This window comes from Streptomyces sp. NBC_00078 (assembly GCF_026343335.1).
GTDB lineage: Bacteria > Actinomycetota > Actinomycetes > Streptomycetales > Streptomycetaceae > Streptomyces.
In genome coordinates this window covers 39,563-55,672 of the sequence record NZ_JAPELX010000003.1, presented here as the reverse complement: position 1 = coordinate 55,672, position 16,110 = coordinate 39,563, and the positions used below count along the sequence as shown (strand labels likewise).

Genomic DNA, 16,110 nt, shown 5'->3' with positions numbered 1-16,110 from the left:
TTGTAGCGGCGAAGCCGCTACAACCGGTGATCGGCTTCGCCGATCACCGCCGGCCGCTTCGCGGCCGAGAGTGACCCGCTTCGCGGGTCACGATGTCGGCTCTCTGTTGAGTGTGGGAACTAGGTGGAACCCGCCAATCGGTGCACCCCACCGATTTTGATCGTTTCCGCAGGTCAGACGCCATTTTCGACCACACTCAAGCCCTGATACCCACCTGAAGTGATCACCGAAACCGCCAATCTGTGCACGGTTTTTCCACAGTGCGGAAATCGAACAGAGGGGGGGAGGTGCACGGATTGGCGGTTTCGGGCCCGACCAGCGGAAACGATCACTTCCGCCCCCTCCTTACTGGCAACGGTTTCCAAGTAGCTGTTCGAGTAAGGATCGGCACCAAAGTTTCACCCCTTACCGCTTGCAGTGCACGGCATGGCGGGATCGGCAACTCGGCCCCGTTTTCAGGGGAGTTGCCGATCGTAGACACCGAAACCGTCATCTAGTGCACCCCTTTTCCCCAACGTTGTCCACAGCTACCGCCACCAGGAGAAAAGCCCTGTGCGCCCCGTAGCGGCCTCGGCGCCCCGTCCGGCACTCCCGGTCGGACAGGGTACCGAAAGGCCGGGAGAGAGGCGCGCAGGCCCCTTAACGGCCGCGTGGCGCAGGGTGACCCGTCGGAGTGGCGGGAGGTGTTCGAGGGGCGCGGGGGCAGGGTGCGCCGTCGGGCCGGTGCACCCGTGGCGGGGTCGGTGCGCCGGTCGCTCGACATGCAACACAACTCACAGTTGAACTTGTAGTTCACCTACGACTCGTCTAGGGTGGGGACCACAACGAAACACGCCGCGCCGAGCACGGCGGACCGACCGGAAGGAAACCCACCTTGACCAGCACGAACGCACTCCCGATGCCCGTTGCCGAGGCTCTCGCGAACGGTGCGCCCCGGAACCTGGGAGCGCTCGCCGCTACCGCCACCGCCCGTGGATGGGGCGCCATGGTCGAGCGGGACGGGGACGCGTGGACGCTGGTTATCGCCACCCCTTCCGACTCCCGTACGGGTCGGTACACCTGGGTCGGTGGCAAGTGGGGGAAGAACACGCACGGTTACCGCGCAACCGTCGCGTTCTACCAGTCGGACGCGAGCGGGGCGCCCCGCGCCGAGGCGCCGGTCGAGGTTCCGGCGGTCGAGGTTGTCCCGGACCCGGTGGCGGACGCCGAGGAGCGCGCGGAGGCGGAGGCGGCCGAGGCGTTCCGCATCAAGGCGACGCGTGCCCACGACCGTGTGGCCAAGGGTCACAAGCGGGTCGTTGCTGCGGCCGAGCGTGCCGGTAAGGCGTGGGAGCGTGCCGAGGCTGCGCAGGAGCGTGCGAACGCTGCGGAGGCGGCGGAGAGTGAGCGCGCACACGTGCGGGTGGCCGAGGCGGACGCCCTGATGTGGTCGCACACTCCCGGGACGGCGGAGTACCGCGCAGCGTTCGGCGAGTTCCTGACGGCCCGTTTCGACGCCGAGAGCCTGCCCGCTGCCGAGGCGGCCGAGGAGGCGGCGGACCACGCCGAGCGTGCGCGTGCGGCCTCGGCGGACGAGTGGGAGACCGCGGACGGCGAGACCCGTACCGGCGCCGGTACGGCCCTTGAGACCGCCGATCATGCGCGCGCCGAGGTGATGATCGAATACGGGACCTTTGAGCGCTCCACCCCCGCCGGTCGGTTCGACGCCGAAACGGCGTGCGACATCATCTGTGGTCACGCTCGCGACATGTCCGCCGCCGTCCGGCACGCCGAGGCGGCGGCGGACGCTGCGGAGGCTGCGGCCGTTCAGGCGGAGGAGTGGGCGGACGCTGCGGAAACGGAGGCGGACGCCGAGGCGGACGCACTGTTCAGTCTCGGGGCGGCGGACCGGCGACAGGTGGCGTTGGCGCGTGCTCACTGGGGCGTGTCGGACGTCGTGGCGGAGGCTGTGACGGAGGCGGCGGAGACTGCCACGGAGGCGGCCGAGCGTCGGTCCCGCGTGGCGGCGGCCGAGGAGCGCACGGAGGCGCAGCGTTCGGCCGAGCGTCCGGCCGAGCGTGAAGCGGCGCAGCGTGCGGCGGAGTGCGCCGAGGCGGCGGAGGCGGCGGCGGAGCACTCCGGACGGGCGGCCGAGGCGTACGAGATCACGCGCGACCTGATGTTGCACACGTGGAACATCTACGCAGCGCGGCCGGTCGAGCTCCTCCCGCCGGCGGAGGGGACGGAGGCGCGCGCGTTGCTGCGACTCCTCGACCGCCGGTCGCGCGTCGCGCACGACGTCGACTATGCGGCGCGGTGCGACTGGTACGACGGTTCCCCCATCACGGACCCGCAGCGTTCCCGGGACTGCGCGAACCGCGCCCGAATCCTTGCGGACGGGTGCGAGGCTCACGCGCGGCGCGTGGCCGAGCTGTTCGCGTGGGAGGAGCACGCGAAGCGTGAGGCGGAGGCGGAGGCGGAGCGGCTCGCGTCGCTCCGCATGGCCGAGGAGGAGCTCGCGCGCGCCGAGGAGCGCGCGAGGAATCAGACCGGTTACCCGTCCCCCCAGGCTCGCCGGATCGGAGAGGGGAACGCGCGGCGCGCGGTACAGAACGCGCGGTGCGCGCTCGCCGAGAAGAACGGGCGCCCGTTCGTGGCGCTCGCCGAGATCAGCAGTGCGGGACATGATCAGCGTTGGTACGTGGTCGACGCGTCCCGGGGGCGCCGGATCATCGCGTCCGGTTTCGGGTGCATGGCCGAGGCGGAGAGCGACGCCGCGCGGCGGAACGAGGAGCGCGCGGCCGAGGAGGCCGCGGCGGCGGCGGCGGTGCGACGGGCACGGGGACGCGCCGAGGCGGCGGAGGAAAAGGCGGCGGAGGCGCGGCGACGGGCCGAGGGTCTCGACGCTGCGGCGGGGGTGCACTACGGCCGGTTTGCTGGCGGTCAGCCGATCTTGATGGGGCATCACTCCGCGCGGGGCGCACTGCGGGACCGTGCGCGGGGGGACGCTGCGACGCGTAAGGCCATCGAGGCGACGGCCGAGGCGGAGCGCGCGGAGCGTGCCGCGCGGAAGGCGCAGCAGGAGGCCGAGCTCGCCGAGACCGCGCACGGCCGGTCGCGCCCGTGGGAGCGCGCCGACTTCCAGCGGGGGGACGTCGTCGAGGTCCGCAAGATCTATACGGCCTCGTACGTGGTGGTCCGCGCGAACGCGAAGACGCTGACGCTCCGGAACGCGCACACGATCGACGACGTCAAGGGCCGGTACGACCAGGTCCTTTCGAGGACGCGGGACGGCCGGACCATCACCAACCCGGGGCAGGACGACGAGCCGTCGGCAAAGGGACCGGCGCTTCCCCAGGAACTTGACGAGGACACGACAACAACGCGACATGCCCCCGCTGGGGTAGGGGGTTTTTCCCGGGAACTTGATGCGTACGCGTCAAAGCGGTGCGCCCCTGACGTGATCAGCGACCCCGGCGCGGCCGACGCGTGGGAGACCGACGGCGGCGCCGTGCCCGGCGTCGAGACCCCGGCCACGGTCCCGCCGGCGGCCGGTCCCACCGAGGAGGCCGAGGACGTCGCCCCCCTGGACGCGGCGGCCGGTCACCCGGCGCTCGCCGAGTGCCAGGCGGCGGCCGATCTCCTCGTTGCGTACGCCGAGGAGCACCCCCTCGACGAGGCGGCCGAGGGGTGGGCGTTCGAGGCGGTCGAGCGGGTCGCCATGTGCGCGTGGGCCGTCGAGGAGGAGGACGAGGAGCGGGCAGGCGAGTACGCCCGTGCGGCAAAGGGGGAGCGCGCGGCCCTCACGCTCGGTCGGCTCGACGAGGCGGGGCCGATGACCCCGGAGCGTCTCGCCGCTCTCGACGCCGACACGCTCGCGCTCCTCCGGTGGTACGCGGGACCGTGGCCGGTGCGGTGGCTGTGGCCCCCGGAGAAGGACGCGCCGCGCGTGATCAACCTGTTCCACGGTCCCGGTGGTTGGTCGGTCGGCATCCGTGACGTTCTGGGTGCCAACGTGGACATGGTCGGCGTGGACCTCGACGGCGGGGCGGTGGCCACGGCCGAGGCCGCAGGGTTCGAGATGATCCGGGCGAGCGTGACGGACCTCGACCCGGAGTGCCCGGCGCTCCAGTGGGTGACCGGCATCATCCTTTCGCCGCCGTGCCAGGCATTCAGCCCGGCCGGTCTCCGCATGGGCCGGTACGCGTCGGCAATCGAGCTCATCGTCTCGGTGGTCCGTGGCGTGGGGGCGGCGGCCGGATTCCTCGCCCTGGTGGACGCCGAGGGCAGGGACGCGGGCAACGCGCCCCGCTCCGGGGAGTCGTGGGAGGACGTCCGCGCGCCCCTCGCCGAGCTGGACGACCCGCGCGCCGGTCTCATGGCCGAGGTCGTCGTCTGGCCCCTGGCGATGCTCGCCCGGGGCGGTTCGGTCGAGTGGGTCGCCGTCGAGCAGTCCAGCGCCCTCCCCTCCGAGATCGAGCGCGGCTTGATCAACGAGTTCGTACAGGCGGGTTGGGGCACCGTCGAGGCCGAGACCCTCGACGCGGTCCGCTACGGCGCGGCCTCCCACCGGAAGCGCCGTTTCCTCACCGCGCACCGCACCCGCTCGCCGTTCGTGAGCGTGCACCCCACCGAGGCGTTCCCCGTGACGACGTTCGCCGAGTGCGCCGGGTGGGAGCGCGGCCGGTCGGTCAACACCCGGGGACAGCGCGGCATCGACCCCAAGACCGGACGGCCGAAGGGTGGGAACGCGTTCAGCGCCGACCGCCCGTCGACCTGCGTCACGGCCACGGCCTACGGATGGAAGGACGACGAGAGCGGCGAGAAGGTCACACAGGCCACCATCGGCCGACTCGTCGGGTTCCCGGGTGACTACCCGTGGAAGCACGTGGGCCGCGGTGCCGGTATCCGCAACCGGGCGCAGCAGGCGGCCGACGCCGTGTGCCCCATGGTGGCCGCCGCCATCATCGGCCGCGCCCTCGACGTCGAGGAGTGGGAGCTCCGGGCACGGGCGTACGCGGATGCCCTGTACCGCCGCACCCTCCGCCCGGAGGCGCCGCTCGTCGCCATCGTGCCTCGACCGCGCCCCGCCGTCCCGGCCGCCGCCGAGGCACCGGCCGCCGCCTTGATGCCGTCCGCCGCCTCGGCCCGGGTGCCGCTCCCGGGGGCGGCCGGGGGCCCGGCGCCGGCTGCGGGGGCTCCTGTCCCCTGCCCCCTGTCGCGTCGCGCGGACGCAGGGGGGTTCGGGGGTGTTCGCGCAGGTCACAGCACGCGACAGGGCGCCACGCGACAACCCACGCGACAGGGCACGCGACAGCCCACGGCGCCGGGGGCCGGGAGCCGAGGACCCCCTCCTCGGCCCGGGGGTGGCCCCGGTCCGTCCGTGGGCGTCTTCCGGGAAACTTGACAGGAGCACATCAAGACGAGACAACCCCCCTCGGTCACTTCGGGACTCGTCGCACGCCGCGCACCCGGGGTGTGGCACGGTGCCGACATGACCGACCCGACACCCGCCCACCTCACCGTGGACGATCTCCCGATCCGTGTCCCGCTCATCCACGGCGAGACCACCGGATCGTTCCTCGCGCGCACGGCCACGGCCAACGGCGTACCGCTCCCGGCGCTCCTCGACGAGCTCGGCGACGGGTACGAACTCCCCGACGACGGCCTCTCTCCGGGGCGCGAGGAGGTCGACCTCCCCGCCGAGGCGCTCGCGCGCCTGGTGCTCCTGGTGGACCGCGACGCCGACCAACTCGCCCGCGCCCTCCCCGGTCTGACGCCCGACCGGATCGCCGAGACCGAGGCGGGACGCATCACTCCTTGGCCGCAGGAACCCGGCGCGGCCCCCTTGCCTGCCTGCCCCCTGTGCATGGAGCCCGGGGCGTGGCTGGTGGCGCACGGGCACCGGTGGCGGCCGTGCGGGTGCGGGCGCCGGTGGATGGCAGGCGATGACGGCGGGTACCTCGTCGACACCGGGCCGCTCCCCGAGCTCGGCCGCGCACTCAAACGGCACCGGGCCTTGGCGCACCGGTTGGGGCCGACCGGTGACGCCCTCCTCGCCGACGCTCACCAAGTCGCGCTGTGGTGGTGGGTCTCCGGACAGGTCGGCGCCAAGGTCTGGCGCGAGCGCGAGGACACCCTCCGCCTCACCCGACACCGCCGGCGGGCCGCCCCGGTCGTGGTGTACCCCGAGGCGGTCACTCTGGCCGAGGCCATGTGGGCATGGGAGGAGAAGCGCCGGCGGCCGGGCGCCTCGGCCGAGGAGTGGGTCGAGGGCCTGGGACGTCAACTCGCCCCGACCGGTGTCATCTCCCGACGCGAGCGGGCGCCGCTTACCTACTGGCTGGAGCAACACCGAACCGAACCGGCGAGCAAGCCGGTAGGACGCACCACCGCGGATCGCCGATGGAACCGGCTTCCGGACCTTCACCAACGCCCCACCGAGTCGGGTCTCCTGCGGGCGCCGTCCTGCCTCATGTGGGTCTACGGCCTTCCGCTCACCGAGACCTCGGCCGTCTGCCCGCAGTGCGACGGACGCGCCCCGAGCTGCCGATGGGTGCCCTACCCGGGGTGCACCGGGGCGCCTCGGAAGTAGGCCGCCGCCCCGTTCCGTGCTCACCCTCGGACGCGGTCCGATACCGTGCTCCCGAGGGCAGACACCGCCGCCCCTACCGCCGCCCGCGCGCCCACGCCGCCGAGGCACCGACGGTACGAAGGTCCCCCGGGATTCCGGTCGTGAGTCAACAAGCTGCGATCCGTTCCGTACCCCGGGCGGGTGGCGTGGGGACCGAGGCCCGGGTCGGGAAGGTGTCGTATGCCCAAGCGCAACGCCGAACAGAAAGCCGCGCGCGAGCTCCAGCTCGCCGAGGGCCTCGGGTATCAGGACGCACTCAAGCGCGTGAGGGCCGAGACCGCAGCCGGACCGGCCGCCACCGAACCGCCGGCGCCCCAACCGTCCGCCGTGGCGTACGTGCTCCAGCCCACCGCGGCCGAGCTCAAGGCCGCGCCCGGCATCACCGCCGAGGAGCTCGGCGTCCGCGCACTCCCCGCCGATGCCACCCCCGGGCGGCGAGCTCACGCCGAGGCCGTGTGGCGGCCCGAGGTCGACCCCGCCCGGCCGTGCCGGTGCTCGGGGACCGGATGCCACCACGGGAAGCGCTGCCCCGTGGGAGAGGGCGAGGGGGCGGCGTACGGCGTCGACCAACAGTGCACAGGCCGCCTTGTCCACGTCGACCGCCACCCGGGATCGCTCTGGGGTCTGGCGGAGTGGTGGGACACCTACGAATGCGCGGAGTGCGGCGAGCGGGCCGAGGGGGGTGTCGAGCTCCCCGCGATCCCCTGGGGCGAGCAGCGCCCCAGGGATGCCGGCGGGATCACGACCGTGGTGTACGACGGCGTCAGGCATCCGAACTTCCCCGGCTTCGACGAGGACCAGGACGAGGGCGAGCTCGACCCCGACGAGTACCCGACCCCCGAGGATGACCTCTACGGCGACGAGGACCAGGACGACGAGGGACCGCTCGCCGAGGAGGGCCAGGAGGAGGAGCTCGACCACCTCGACGACGTCCCCGAGGACTACGACCCGCCCGAGGACTACGACGGCCCCGCCGAGGAGGAACCGAGTACGCCACCCGGCATCCCGGCAACCGACCTCGACCGGCAACCCACGGCCGCCGACTGGTCCCCGGCTTTCGACCTCGACAACGCGCCGCCCTCCGCATGGTGAGGCGCGGTCCCCTCGACCACGACGAGGAATGCGACGTCCTGATGTACGACGAGGGCGCAATCTGCGGATGCGATGACGAGGCGAGGAGTCCGTCCGTAGTCGAGGTGCCCGAGGCGCGGCGAGCGAGCGCCCCGAGGGAGTCCACGGCGGACCACCTTCCCCCGGGCACGACGGGGCACCCTGATTGCCGGGACTGCAAGGGGGAGAGCATTTGGAGTGTGCCCGGCGGCGGCCGGGCACGACTGTGCCGCTCGTGTCGGTCGTGCTGCGAGTGCTACCACGGCGAGCCGTTCCTATCGGACGTGCTGCCTGATTTCTACGACGAGTAGGCCACGACAGCCGCGCCCGACCTCGACGAGGCCGGGCGCGGCTTCCTTATGTCCCCAGGTCACATTTTGTGAGTGTTGCTCATACCCGCAGTTGGCGAGGGGGTGCACGGTTTGGCGGGTTCGGTCCCAGGGGGGTGCACGGGATGGCGGGTTCGGTCGACCTGCGGTTTCTCCCCCTCGGCCCCGTCGCGCGGCCGGCGGTAGTGCGCACCGTGGCGGGTTCGGCCTTCCCCGGGGTGCACGGTGCGGGGGAGACTCTCCTCGTCGCAGCGATCCCAGGAGGACACCCCCATGACCGACACCGCCCGTCCGGCGAGCACCGCCGAGGCCGAGCTCGCGGCCGAGGAGGAGTGGCTCCTCGCCTCCGTGCGCATGACGGCCCGAGAGCGGGAAGGGTGGGCGTACGGCACCCTCGGCGCCTTGCTCCTCGCACACGGGCGCCTGTTCACCCCGACCCCGTGGCCCGGCGGCGGCAACCCTCCGGGCGAACTCGGGAAGTGCTTCATTGAGGCCGTGTCCTGGGCCTGGGGTTCGGACGGCGCCCTCGCGTACGTCGAAGGGGTGGCGTTGGACGAGTGGGCACGCGAGGAGTCGCACGCGTGGTGCGCAGGACCGGAGGGGGCGGCGCTGGATCTCACGTGGCCCCGGCCGGGGCGGGCATACCTCGGCCTACCCGTCCGGGCGGACGCCGCACAACGCATCATGAGCGAGAGAGGTGGACCTCTGCTGTACGGGGCCGAGGGCCTCATCTCCACCACCGCCGAACAATGGATGCGGGACGGACTACCCGACGGCCTCCTCGTCGACATCGGCCGCCCGGTGCCGCGCGACTGAATCCGCGGCGCACCTTCCCGACGTGCGGCCGGTGGCGGGTTCGGTCGAGGGGGTGCACGACGTGACCGAACCCGCCACACGCCGACGGCCCCGGATTCCTCCGGGGCCGTCGGCGTTGTGTGGCGGGTTCGGTGAGGAGCTACTCCCCGGCGGCCTCGGCCGCTTCCGCTTCCTTCTGGAGTCGGCCGAGCGTGGCGAGCATGACCTCGTGAGGCTCCTGCCCGGTCTTCGCTGCCTGCGCCACGAAGAAATCCGAGAAGTGCCGGACGGCGGCCTCGCCCATCCGCCACGGCGCCCCGTTCCCCGCCGGCGCCTCCTCGTCGACGAGCTCGGCCTCGACGACGTCCTCGGCGTCCTGGGTGACGGCCTCGGCCGCGGGCTTGGCGGCGGCTTGCTGCGTCTTGAGTGTCTTTGCCGCCGCCGCCTCCTTGACGGCCCGGGTGACCGCCTTCTTTGCCAGGCTCGACAGCTTGTCGGCGGCCGGTGCCTTCTTGGCGCCCTGGGTGCTCTCTAGAACACCCTTGACGGCAATGTTGGCGATCTTGGCCGTTGGCTTGCCGTCGGACCCTTCCTTGGCGCCGGACCAGATGGCACGGGCCGAGGCCGCCCCCCACTCGCGGTAGACGGGGACGAACTCGCGGGCGGTGCCCTCGTTCGCGATGGAGAGCTCGCGCATGACGGGCGCGGCGGCAATGAGCCGGTCGGCCTGCGAGGCGGAGAGTCCCCAATGGGTGGACGTGTACTCGGCCCAGGTGAGCCCGTAGTGATGGTGGAGCCCGTCCTCCTTGATCATGTCGAACGCCTCGCCCGCGTCGGCGGCGGCCTTGCCGAACGCGCGGATCTGGCTCTCGGCCTGATTCAGGCGCAGGAGCTCGGCCGAGTTGAGCGGGCCGCGCTCCTTCCCCTTGTTCGATTTCTTATCGAACGCTTTCCCGCCAATTGGCGGGACCGCGACCTCGGCCCCCTTGGCGGGTTCGGTGGCGGAACCCTCGGCGTCGGCCTCCTTGGCGTCCTCCTTGGCGTCCTCCTTGGCGGGTTCGGTGGCGGGTTCGGTCGGGACCGGTGTTTCTATGACGGGGGGTGCGGCCTCGGCCTCTGCCGGCTGTGCCGGGATGCCCGGCTCGGTGAACGTCGCGGGAACCGCCGTGGGGGCGCCCGTGCCCGTCCCCGCGCCCTTGCCCCGGGTGGCAAGGGCGTTGCCGAACATCGCGTCCATGGCGTTCGGTTGGCTCACAGGGACACCCGCCCCAGGATCTCGACGGCGATCTTGTGCATGGGGTCGTCCTCGACGAGCTCCAGCGGCTTGCCGAACGCCCGCGAGTACCCGTCCTCACCCATCTGGTTCGGCACGGCGTTGTCCAGGACCGTGATCCCGCTCCGCTCCATCGTCCCCCGCACCTCCCCGCTCGACTTCGCGTTGTGGTGTACGCGGGTGAACAGGACGACGAGCTCGGGGCGACGTGATCCGGTGTCCTCAAGGTGCTTGAGGGCGGCCCAGACCGACGCGGACCGGTGGAGCTCGCCCTCGTGCGGCTGGAGACACAGGACGGCCAGAGACGCCATAGCGAGCGCCGAGTGATGCGTCCCGCCCGGCCGGTTGGCCCACGACCCGGTGTCAATGCCGAGGATGCCCTCCGCGGGCGTCTCCTCAATGATCGTGCCGGGCAGACGCAGGGCGCTGTACTGCGCCTTGACCGTGAGGGGGCTCTCGTCGTCCGCGTGCTTGGTCGGTACCATCCGGCCGTTCGTCATCTGGTTCCAGGTGACGAGTGAGCCGTCCTCGTCCTCCCCCGGCTCGTCGGAGTCGACGGCCGCCACGGGGATACCCATGCGGGACCAGTGGCCGAGGACGTGCGCGAGGGTGTGAGTCTTGGTCGACCCGCCCTTGCCGATGAACACGACTCGTGCCCCCTCGGTGGGGAGCTTGTGCGTAGGTGTTGGCATGGCGGAAGGCTATCCGCCGCGAGGCCACCCGCAGCGCTCATTTACCGCCGTAGGCGCTTCCGCACAGAGCTACGAGGGACGGGTCGGCCACTCCTTGCGCGGACCGGCAGACGTCGGCCATGCCGTACCCGCCGGTCGACGGACGGCGCACCGGGGCCGGACGGCGCACCGGAGGGCGGACCTCGCGACGAGGGGGCGCCGCCGGTCGGACGCGCCGAGGAGGCTCGGGCCGGTACGCACGGCGCGGCACGACAGGCGCGACGGCCGGGCGCCCCGGCGAATGGGGCGCCGCCGCTGACTCCTCGGGCGGGGTGGCCGCCGTCCTCTTGGGTCGCGCCGGCGGAGAGCTCGGGGCCGACCCCACCCGGACGAGCTCCTCGCGGGCCGGGGCCTGGGTGACGGACTCCGAGGAAGGGGCGGGCCGAGGAGCGGCGGCGGGAGAAAGGCGAGGAGTCGGCCCCTGGGGAGCGACGGACACGCATCCGGTCGACAGGAGGACCAGGGCGACGGAGGCGGCGGCGATCATGGGGCGCATTCGTTCACCGTCCCGCATCACCGAGAGCCTGTCCTCGGGGCGCGCGGCGGTCCACCGGTACGGGTGACAGGTCGGGAGGGCGTCGCCTTGTCCGCCCCTCTGTCGCGTCCGGACCACAGAGGGGGGAAAGGGGGAGTCTGCGCAGCTCACAGGCCGCGACAGGGCCCCGCGCGACAGGCGGCGCGACAGGTACCCCGACAACGCGCGAGGGTGCCGTACGCGGACGAGGGCGGCGGGTGCAGTCTCGACCCGGACCTCGGCCGCCCGCCCGGCGGCGGGACGGGCGAGAGGCTCCTCGGCGAGGCCGAGCTCCTCGGCCTGGTCCTCGACGAGCTCGGCCTCGACGGCGACCCGGTGGCGGTCGGGTGCGTAGATATCGGCGAGACGGCCGAGCTGTTCACCGATCCCCCGAGTCCCGGCGAGCGGCTCGACGACGTCCTCCCAGACCTCGCGGGCGAGCTTGGTGTACGCCCGGCCGCCGAGGACCGTCACGGCCGCCCCCGAGATCCCGAGTGCGTGCGCCTGCCGGCGGAGCGTCTCGCCGTCGACCGTGCCCGGGTCACCGGCCCGAAGGTTGTAGTTCAAGAGGTGCTCGTCCAGCTCGACGAGGCCGTACCTCGCCGACAGGATCACCACTCGTCCGGCGCGGCCGTCCCGGGTGAGGACGTCGGCCGCCCGGCGTGCTGCCCGGTGGTAGCTCCCCACGTAGAGCTCACCGGCCCGCGCGCCGATCACCGGCTCACCCTTGCGGAGCCCGTCGGAATACACCGCCTTCCGACCCCCGCACGCCACGACTACGACGAGCTCGCGCTCCTCGCGCTCGGCACGCTGCCGTCCCGCTGCGGTGATCCGAACCTCGCCGCCGCGCGGCTTCCACACGGCCTCGGAGAGGCGCCCGGCATAGGGGCGGGACGATGACCACTCGGCATACCCGGCGAGGCCGAGCGCGCGCACCGTGCGGAGGTTGACCTCCTCGGGGAGGTGGCCCTCGGGGTGCGCGGCGGCGGTGTGCAGCCAACGCCGCTGTACGCGGGTGAGCGGAACCGCGGGGAGCTCCTCGTCCTCCTGGCCCTCGACGACGTCCTCGGCCGGGGCCTCCTCGACGGCGGGGAGGTCGGCCACGCTCGGGAGTTCCTCGCCGTCGAGCGCGGCGAACAGAGCCACGGACCGGCGGGCCTGCGCGGTGCGCAGCTCGGCGAGCTCGCGCTCGAACGCGACGTCGGCCGGGGTCGGTGCCGGGGCGCGGTCCGCACTGGCGAGGAGCTCCTCGGCCTCGGCCTCGTCGTGCATGGCGTACAGGTTGACCGGCGTCCCGACCTTGACGAGGTCCCACACGATGCGGGCGGCCTGGTCCCACATGGGACGGGACGGGTCGAGGTCTCGGGGCGGAAGGGAAGCGATCCCGAGATAGTCGGCCCCGGCCGTGAACGCTGCGGCGCGGAACTGGGCAGCGTAGGCGCGACGGCCGCCGGCATCGACGTATTCGAGCGCCTCCTCTGCGGCCACGCTGCGGGCCCACTGTCCGTAGACGCGCACCGCCCTGGTGGCGAGGGCCTCGACGGCGGCGAGGTAGCGCGGGACGGCGGACAGGTACCGGGCGACCCGCTCGGGGGTTCCGCTGAGTTCGAGGGTCAGCTCGTCGGGCGTCGGCGCCGGGGCGTCCGGAGAGGCGGGGTTGTAGTGCATGGTCCGCCACGGGTGACGGGCGTCGATCTTGTAAATCACGGCGAGGCGCCGGACGGCGCGAGCGCGGGCCTTGCCCTTCCCGGAGGCCCGGGGGAAGTCGAGGCGGGCCTCGGCGTCGCCTCGACCATCTACGGCGATCCGGGTGCGGGTGACGTACTCGGTGCGCATTCGACGCGGCTCCTGTCTGCGGGGTGGTGGCGTCCGACCACCCTCCCACAGACGCAAGTCAACTACAAGTTTAACTGTGAGTTGTGCTCACGATTCGAGCCGCAGACAGACGGAGGGGCCCCGGCGTCTGCCGGGGCCCCTCCGTCTGTCTGCCCGCAGGTTAGGGAGCGGTGTTGCTCTGCACGTCCTCGGGCTCGATCCCCAGGGCGTAGAAGACGGCCACCTGAGCGCGGAGGGAATCAGCTTCGGAAACGTCCTCGTCCTCCGCCACGCCGTCGAGCCATTGCGTCAGCTCCGAGGGGTGCCAGCGGTCAAACCCCGCCGGGATCTCGACCGTTGTCACGGCCTGGCGCAGCTCCTCGAACTCGGCGGCGGTACGGATGAGGGGAAGGGTCGTCGTCATCGGTGGTGCTCCCTGGTCAGTTGGCCGTGATGCGGTTACGCGCGTGGCTCCGGAGCCCTTCGGGGTCGACCGCCACGCGGCCGGCGTCCGTGATCCACGCGTACCCGCCTCCAACGCGGAACGTCCAACCACCGGGAGCGGACTCGAATCCCTCCGCCTCTGGCCAGACTCCCCGAGCGCTCTCGACTGCGGCCTCTTCCTTCATGATCTTCCCTCTCTGTCGACACTCAGATGACGATGCGCAGGGACCTATTCGCCCTCGCGGGCGGCGTCCCGACCCTCCTTGATGAACCGGGCCGGGTTCGCCTTCTTGGCGGTCATCTCCCGGTACCAGTCCATCGAACGGACGCCCTCCTCTTTCACGTAGCCCGGATTCGGGCCGAGGCGCCACCCGCCCGGAAGTGGCGTTCCGTCATCCTTGCGCGGGACCACGGCGCGCGCGGTCGGGTACGCCGACGGGTACACCACGCAGTCGGACAGGACGGCGAGCGGGACGAGGCCGGACCGGTTCCACGTCTTGACCATCTTCCGGTGGGCGCCGACGCGGGCCGCGCTGATCACCGCCGCCCGAATGTCCGGCCGCCACGTCGGCCGCTTGAGCGCGGACCACGGCGCGTGCTTGCCGGGGCGCTTGCCCTGGGGCCGCTCGCGCATCTTGCCGATGCCGCCCTTTGCGGTCTGCTTGATCGCAGACAGGAGAGCGACGGCCTCGGGGTCGCGCTCCTTCACCGTCGCCATGCCCGCGAGGAAAGCGTCCTCGTCCATGCCGTCCGTGATCCCGAGATCAGCGAGGGTGTCCATGTAGGCATCCCTCAACCGGTTGTGCCACAGGTCGAGGTATCCGCCGGCGTCGGGCCGCAGCCACGCCGCGAGCGGCCGGACCTCGATCCCGAGCTCGACCGCGTACGCCAGGGTCGGCGTCGCGTACCAGGCCGGGCCCGTCGGCCGCTTCCCGTCCGGGGTGAACGGAGAGGGGAACTCGGCGGGGAGCTCGCGCCACTGCTTCGTGGTCAGATCCTTGGTGCGCAGCGTGGCGGCGGAGAAGTCGACGAGCCACGCGCCCGGGATCTTCTTGTCGAAAGCCGGGCCGTCGGTGTAGACGGCCTCACCGAGGCCCACCGTCAAGCGACTTGCAGCCGCGAGGAACGCAACGTTCACGTCGAGGCCGACGACGTGGGGGGCGGCGGCCTCGGCCTCGGTGGGCTCGCGGTACCACGCGAGGGCCTCCTCGACGAGGACGTGTCCGGGGTCCTTGCTCTCCTCGCGCGTCCGCTCGGCGGCGAGCGGGTGCTCGTCCGGGGCCTCGGGCGGCGCCGGGTCGATCGCCACGGACAGGGAGCCGGGAACCGGGGTGCGGCGCATCCGGCCGGTGCCCCGGTCGAACTGGACGCGGGACGGCGGCCGTACGGCGGTCATCAGGGCGAGACTGCAACCGGCGGTCGAGCCGACGGGGCTCACGACCCGCTCGGCGTACAGGCCCAGGGTGTAGGCGAGTGCCCCCGGGTCGTCCGTGGGGACGGCCCACCGCATCTGTTCGTCGAACGCGCCCCAGGGGATGACGGCGACGTGAACCTCGGTGCGGCCCTTGAAAAGGAACGTCCACGGCCCGAGGCCCGCCCGTGACAGGGTCCACCCGGCCTCGTCCAGCTCCTTGACGGCGGGGTGATCGTCCGGCACGCGCAGCCGCTTACGGTCGTCCATCTCGGTCGGGAGGCCGAGGGCCTCGACCGCGGACTCGGTGAGGACCAGGAGCGGGCCGACGTCCTCGCCGTACTGCGAGAGGGCGGCGGCGCCGAACCCCGACGCGAGGGCCCACTCGGCGGCCGACGACAGGTCGGTGACTTCCGCCGGTACGGCGCAGCTCTGGACGTTGGGGAGGTAGGCGACGAGGCGGCCCTCGGCCGTGTCGAGCACGGCGAGCGGGGCGGTGTAAGAGGTCTCGCTCATGGTCAGTTCCGCCAATCCAGCTCGATGTAATCAACGTCCGTGAACTCGACGTCGAGGCTCTCGGCGTCGGTGCCCGGGGTGCGGAAATACTCCTCCGCGAGACCCTCGGCGATCAGCCGTTGTGCCTCGGCCTCGTCGCCGTTGCGCAGGGCCTCGAAAATTCCGTCAACGAGGTGGTCGGGCACATCCTCGGTGAGCCGCCTCAACCGGGCGTCGTCCGTGCTCCCGCCGGCGGCGTTGAACCCGAACCGGGCGCGCGTCTCCACCGTCAAGCCGCGCTGCTTGGCCTCCTTCTGGGCCTTGGCGCGAACCTTGGGCTGATGATCCTTGGACACCTCCTTTTCGAGGCGGGCGACGGCTTCCGGGTTGTTGTCGATCTTCCGCTCGCCCTTGATGTACCGCTGAACCGTGCGGCGCGAGACGCCGAGGCGCTCGGCCACCCGTTGCGTGTTGCCCTTTTCCTTCCTCATCAGGGCGTTGAAGCGGCCCGATGTGGTCTTAGGAATGTCGCGCGTCTGGAACCGCGACTTGATGGCGTCGAGGATCTTTCCCATGGTGA

Annotated in this window: 10 protein-coding genes; 4 read left to right on the top strand and 6 right to left on the bottom strand. The window is 72.2% G+C overall.

Going from position 1 to position 16,110, the window contains the following annotated elements; translation table 11 throughout:
- Positions 1–874 precede the first annotated feature (874 nt).
- The 4 genes from OOK07_RS42930 (at position 875) to OOK07_RS42915 (ending at position 8,868) form a co-directional block, all read left to right on the top strand.
- Positions 875–5,386: a DNA cytosine methyltransferase gene (locus OOK07_RS42930; protein ID WP_266802725.1), complete on the top strand. Its 4,512-nt coding sequence runs from the start codon at positions 875–877 to the stop codon at positions 5,384–5,386.
- Positions 5,387–5,473: 87 nt separating this feature from the next.
- Complete coding sequence (locus tag OOK07_RS42925) at positions 5,474–6,574, top strand: TniQ family protein (protein ID WP_266802723.1); 1,101 nt, start codon at positions 5,474–5,476, stop codon at positions 6,572–6,574.
- Between the two features lie 219 nt (positions 6,575–6,793).
- On the top strand, positions 6,794–7,705 hold the full coding sequence (locus tag OOK07_RS42920; protein WP_266802720.1) for a hypothetical protein: 912 nt from the start codon (positions 6,794–6,796) through the stop codon (positions 7,703–7,705).
- Between the two features lie 620 nt (positions 7,706–8,325).
- A complete protein-coding gene (locus tag OOK07_RS42915) occupies positions 8,326–8,868 on the top strand; it encodes a hypothetical protein (RefSeq protein WP_266802718.1) in 543 nt (180 codons plus the stop codon).
- 139 nt (positions 8,869–9,007) lie between these two features.
- On the opposite strand, the gene OOK07_RS42910 is transcribed toward OOK07_RS42915, so the two are convergent.
- The 6 genes from OOK07_RS42910 to tpg all read right to left on the bottom strand — a co-directional run bounded on the left by OOK07_RS42910 (position 9,008) and on the right by tpg (position 16,105).
- The gene (locus OOK07_RS42910; RefSeq protein ID WP_266802716.1) at positions 9,008–10,102 is read right to left on the bottom strand and encodes a hypothetical protein; all 1,095 of its coding nucleotides are present in this window, start codon (positions 10,100–10,102) and stop codon (positions 9,008–9,010) included.
- The gene (locus OOK07_RS42905; protein WP_266802714.1) at positions 10,099–10,812 is read right to left on the bottom strand and encodes a ParA family partition ATPase; all 714 of its coding nucleotides are present in this window, start codon (positions 10,810–10,812) and stop codon (positions 10,099–10,101) included. The genes OOK07_RS42910 and OOK07_RS42905 overlap by 4 nt, the downstream gene beginning before the upstream one ends.
- Before the next feature lie 37 nt (positions 10,813–10,849).
- Entirely contained in the window at positions 10,850–13,201 is a 2,352-nt protein-coding gene (locus OOK07_RS42900) for a DUF6884 domain-containing protein (RefSeq protein ID WP_266802712.1), read from the bottom strand.
- Between the two features lie 160 nt (positions 13,202–13,361).
- The gene (locus tag OOK07_RS42895) at positions 13,362–13,604 is read right to left on the bottom strand and encodes a hypothetical protein (RefSeq protein WP_266802710.1); all 243 of its coding nucleotides are present in this window, start codon (positions 13,602–13,604) and stop codon (positions 13,362–13,364) included.
- Positions 13,605–13,853: 249 nt separating this feature from the next.
- Entirely contained in the window at positions 13,854–15,551 is a 1,698-nt protein-coding gene (tap, locus tag OOK07_RS42890) for a telomere-associated protein Tap (protein ID WP_266802708.1), read from the bottom strand.
- Between the two features lie 2 nt (positions 15,552–15,553).
- A complete protein-coding gene (gene tpg, locus OOK07_RS42885; protein ID WP_266802706.1) occupies positions 15,554–16,105 on the bottom strand; it encodes a telomere-protecting terminal protein Tpg in 552 nt (183 codons plus the stop codon).
- Between the last annotated feature and the right edge of the window lie 5 nt (positions 16,106–16,110).

What these genes read in the sequence shown, in the direction of transcription:
- OOK07_RS42900 (WP_266802712.1), bottom strand. Translation starts at nt 13,201, where the DNA reads ATGCGCACCGAGTACGTCACCCGCACCCGGATCGCCGTAGATGGTCGA.
- OOK07_RS42895 (WP_266802710.1), bottom strand. Translation starts at nt 13,604, where the DNA reads ATGACGACGACCCTTCCCCTCATCCGTACCGCCGCCGAGTTCGAGGAG.
- OOK07_RS42925 (WP_266802723.1), top strand. Translation starts at nt 5,474, where the DNA reads ATGACCGACCCGACACCCGCCCACCTCACCGTGGACGATCTCCCGATC.
- tap (WP_266802708.1), bottom strand. Translation starts at nt 15,551, where the DNA reads ATGAGCGAGACCTCTTACACCGCCCCGCTCGCCGTGCTCGACACGGCC.
- OOK07_RS42905 (WP_266802714.1), bottom strand. Translation starts at nt 10,812, where the DNA reads ATGCCAACACCTACGCACAAGCTCCCCACCGAGGGGGCACGAGTCGTG.
- tpg (WP_266802706.1), bottom strand. Translation starts at nt 16,105, where the DNA reads ATGGGAAAGATCCTCGACGCCATCAAGTCGCGGTTCCAGACGCGCGAC.
- OOK07_RS42915 (WP_266802718.1), top strand. Translation starts at nt 8,326, where the DNA reads ATGACCGACACCGCCCGTCCGGCGAGCACCGCCGAGGCCGAGCTCGCG.
- OOK07_RS42920 (WP_266802720.1), top strand. Translation starts at nt 6,794, where the DNA reads ATGCCCAAGCGCAACGCCGAACAGAAAGCCGCGCGCGAGCTCCAGCTC.